Below are 3,461 nucleotides of genomic sequence, written 5' to 3'. Positions count from 1 at the left end.
CGATAGCGGTGTGTCAGCCAAAAAGTTGTCAACTGATAGACCGCTATCGCGAGCAGGCTCACTCCTACAGGGGACCGGTGTGGGTCAGTCAGGTGCGGGTAGCGCCCCGTGCGCTGGCGGCGAACTGGTCAACCGGCAGGACGTGTTTGCGTTCCAGTACGCGATAGACAACGCCCGTCAGGATCAGGCCGAACACCATCACCCCCGAGAGGAAATACAGGCCGGAACCGAGGTTGCCGGTGTATTCCTTCAACGCCCCAATCACAAACGGCCCGATGTACCCGCCGAGATTCCCCACCGAGTTAATCAACGCAATCCCCGCCGCCGCACTCGCACCGGCAAAGAATCGCCCCGGCAATGTCCAGAACACCGCCGTGCAGGAAAACAGCGCAAACGCCACCAGACACAGCGCCGCCAGTTGCGCCACCGGCAAGGTAAGCCACGCGCTGAGGAACAGGCCAATCGCACCCAGCACATAAAGCACGGCGAGATGCCCGTAGCGATCATTCAAACGGTCAGAACTGCGCGGCACGATCAGCAAGCCGATGATCCCGAAGATGTACGGCACCGATGACACAAACCCAGTCACCAGATCGCTGCCGCCAAACTGTTTGATCAACGTCGGCAACCACAGACCCAAACCATAGATGCTCAGCGTCACCGGCAGGTAAAACAGCGCCAACAGCAACACGCGCTTGTCTTTCAGTGCATGCAGCGGATTGCCGTGGCGGGTCTGGCCGTATGCCTGCAGATCCTTTTTCAGTTCACCGGTCAGCCAGTCTTTTTCCGCCTGATCCATCCATTTCACTTGTTGCGGGCCGTCCGGCAACCAGCGCAACACCGGCCAGGTCAGCAAGATCGCCGGCGTGCCGATGACGATGAACAGCCACTGCCAGCCGTGCAGACCCAGCACACCGTCCATGCCGAGCAAACCGCCGGACACCGGGCCGGTGATCATCATTGCGATCGGTTGCGAAAGGATGAACAGCCCGAGGATCTTGCCGCGATGGCGCACCGGGAACCATTGGGTGATGTAGTAGAGAACACCCGGGAAGAAGCCCGCCTCGGCCGCGCCGAGCAGAAAGCGCATCACGTAGAAACTGTGTGGGCCCTGGACGAAGGCCATGCCGATGGTGATGGCGCCCCAGGTGATCATGATTCGCGCGAACCAGCGGCGTGCGCCGAAGCGTTCGAGCATCAGGTTGCTGGGGATTTCGAGAAGGAAATAGCCGATGAAGAACAGCCCGGCGCCGAGGCCGTAAGCCGCATCGCCGATGCCAATGTCGGCGCCCATGTGCAGCTTGGCGAAGCCGACGGCGGAGCGATCCACATAGGCGATCAGGTACAGCAGGATCAGGAAGGGAATCAGTTTCAGCGTAATGCGCCGTATCAGCCGCAGTTCCTGGCTCATGAGATCGGTCTCCGATTGTTGTTTTTATAGAACCTCGGGGGACGCCTCTCGCGGAAAACCGTCAGGGCCATCCCTCCGTCGAAAACGACTATATAGTAATACTAATTCACCAACAACACTTCCAAACCTAGGATTTTGCGCTTAGATTAGGCCGTAGCTGGAACACTATAGTCATACAATAAGAGAATCGATCATGTCTGATAAGAAACCCACCCTGCGCTCCGCCCAATGGTTTGGCACGGCCGACAAGAACGGCTTCATGTACCGCAGCTGGATGAAGAATCAGGGCATCGCCGACCACCAGTTCCACGGCAAGCCGATCATCGGCATCTGCAACACCTGGTCGGAACTGACCCCGTGCAACGCGCACTTCCGCCAGATTGCGGAGCACGTCAAACGCGGGGTGATCGAGGCCGGTGGTTTTCCGGTGGAATTCCCGGTGTTCTCCAACGGCGAATCGAACCTGCGCCCGACCGCCATGCTCACCCGCAACCTGGCGAGCATGGACGTTGAAGAAGCGATTCGCGGCAACCCGATTGACGGCGTGGTGCTGCTGACCGGTTGTGACAAAACCACCCCGGCGCTGCTGATGGGCGCGGCCAGTTGCGATGTGCCGGCCATCGTCGTCACCGGCGGGCCGATGCTCAACGGCAAGCACAAAGGCAAAGATATCGGTTCCGGCACCGTGGTCTGGCAGCTCAGCGAACAGGTCAAGGCTGGCACCATTACCATCGACGATTTCCTTGCGGCCGAGGGCGGCATGTCGCGTTCGGCGGGCACCTGCAACACCATGGGCACCGCGTCGACCATGGCCTGCATGGCTGAAGCACTCGGCACTTCGCTGCCGCACAACGCGGCGATTCCGGCGGTGGATGCGCGACGTTATGTGTTGGCGCACATGTCCGGCATGCGCGCGGTGGAGATGGTGCGCGAAGACCTTCGTCTATCGAAGATCCTCACTAAGGAAGCCTTCGAAAACGCTATTCGGGTTAACGCGGCCATCGGTGGTTCGACCAACGCGGTGATTCACTTGAAAGCCATCGCCGGGCGCATCGGTGTCGAGCTGGATCTGGATGACTGGACGCGCATGGGGCGCGGCATGCCGACCATCGTTGACCTGCAACCGTCCGGGCGTTTCCTGATGGAAGAGTTCTATTACGCTGGCGGTTTACCGGCGGTGTTGCGTCGCCTTGGAGAAGCCAATCTGATTCCTCATCCGAATGCGTTGACCGTCAACGGCAAATCCATTGGCGAGAACACTAAGGACGCGCCGATCTATGGCGAAGACGAAGTGATCCGCACCCTCGACAACCCGATTCGCGCCGACGGCGGCATTTGCGTGTTGCGCGGTAATTTGGCGCCACTGGGCGCAGTGCTCAAGCCGTCCGCCGCCACGCCGGAACTGATGCAGCATCGCGGTCGCGCGGTGGTGTTCGAGAACTTCGACATGTACAAGGCGCGGATCAACGATCCGGAGCTGGATGTTGATAAAGATTCGATTCTGGTGATGAAGAACTGCGGGCCAAAGGGTTATCCGGGCATGGCTGAAGTCGGCAACATGGGCTTGCCGGCCAAGCTGTTGGCGCAGGGTGTGACCGACATGGTGCGCATTTCCGATGCACGGATGAGCGGCACGGCGTACGGCACGGTGGTTTTGCACGTGGCGCCGGAAGCGGCGGCTGGCGGGCCTTTGGCGACGGTGAAGGAAGGCGACTGGATCGAGCTGGATTGCGCGACCGGGCGTTTGCACCTGGATATTCCGGATGCTGAGCTGGCAGCGCGCATGGCGGATCTGCAGCCACCGCAGCAATTGTTGGTGGGCGGTTATCGTCAGCTGTACATCGACCATGTGCTGCAGGCGGATCAGGGGTGTGACTTTGACTTCCTGGTGGGTTGCCGTGGGGCTGAAGTGCCGCGTCATTCCCACTAAGAGCAAAAGATCGCAGCCTGCGGCAGCTCCTACCTTGGAATGCATTTCCACTGTGGGAGCGAGCCTGCTCGCGATAGCGGTGTGTCAGTCAGCAATTGTTCAGCTGACACACCGCTATCG

The 3,461-nt window shown here is 60.0% G+C and carries 2 protein-coding genes; one reads left to right on the top strand and one right to left on the bottom strand.

Features of this window, described 5'->3' with window-relative positions; all coding sequences use genetic code 11:
* Nucleotides 1-88 precede the first annotated feature (88 nt).
* On the bottom strand, nt 89-1,411 hold the full coding sequence (locus QMX93_RS30265) for an MFS transporter (protein WP_159815096.1): 1,323 nt from the start codon (nt 1,409-1,411) through the stop codon (nt 89-91).
* 193 nt (nt 1,412-1,604) lie between these two features.
* Between QMX93_RS30265 and QMX93_RS30260 the strand changes: the two genes are divergently transcribed.
* Nucleotides 1,605-3,341 (top strand): IlvD/Edd family dehydratase, encoded by a 1,737-nt coding sequence (locus QMX93_RS30260; protein WP_008088043.1) that lies wholly within the window; start codon nt 1,605-1,607, stop codon nt 3,339-3,341.
* Nucleotides 3,342-3,461 lie beyond the last annotated feature (120 nt).

It is taken from the genome of Pseudomonas sp. PS01303 (genome assembly GCF_029959385.1).
Lineage (GTDB): Bacteria > Pseudomonadota > Gammaproteobacteria > Pseudomonadales > Pseudomonadaceae > Aquipseudomonas > Aquipseudomonas rustica.
This window is presented reverse-complemented; position numbering and strand designations above follow the sequence as displayed.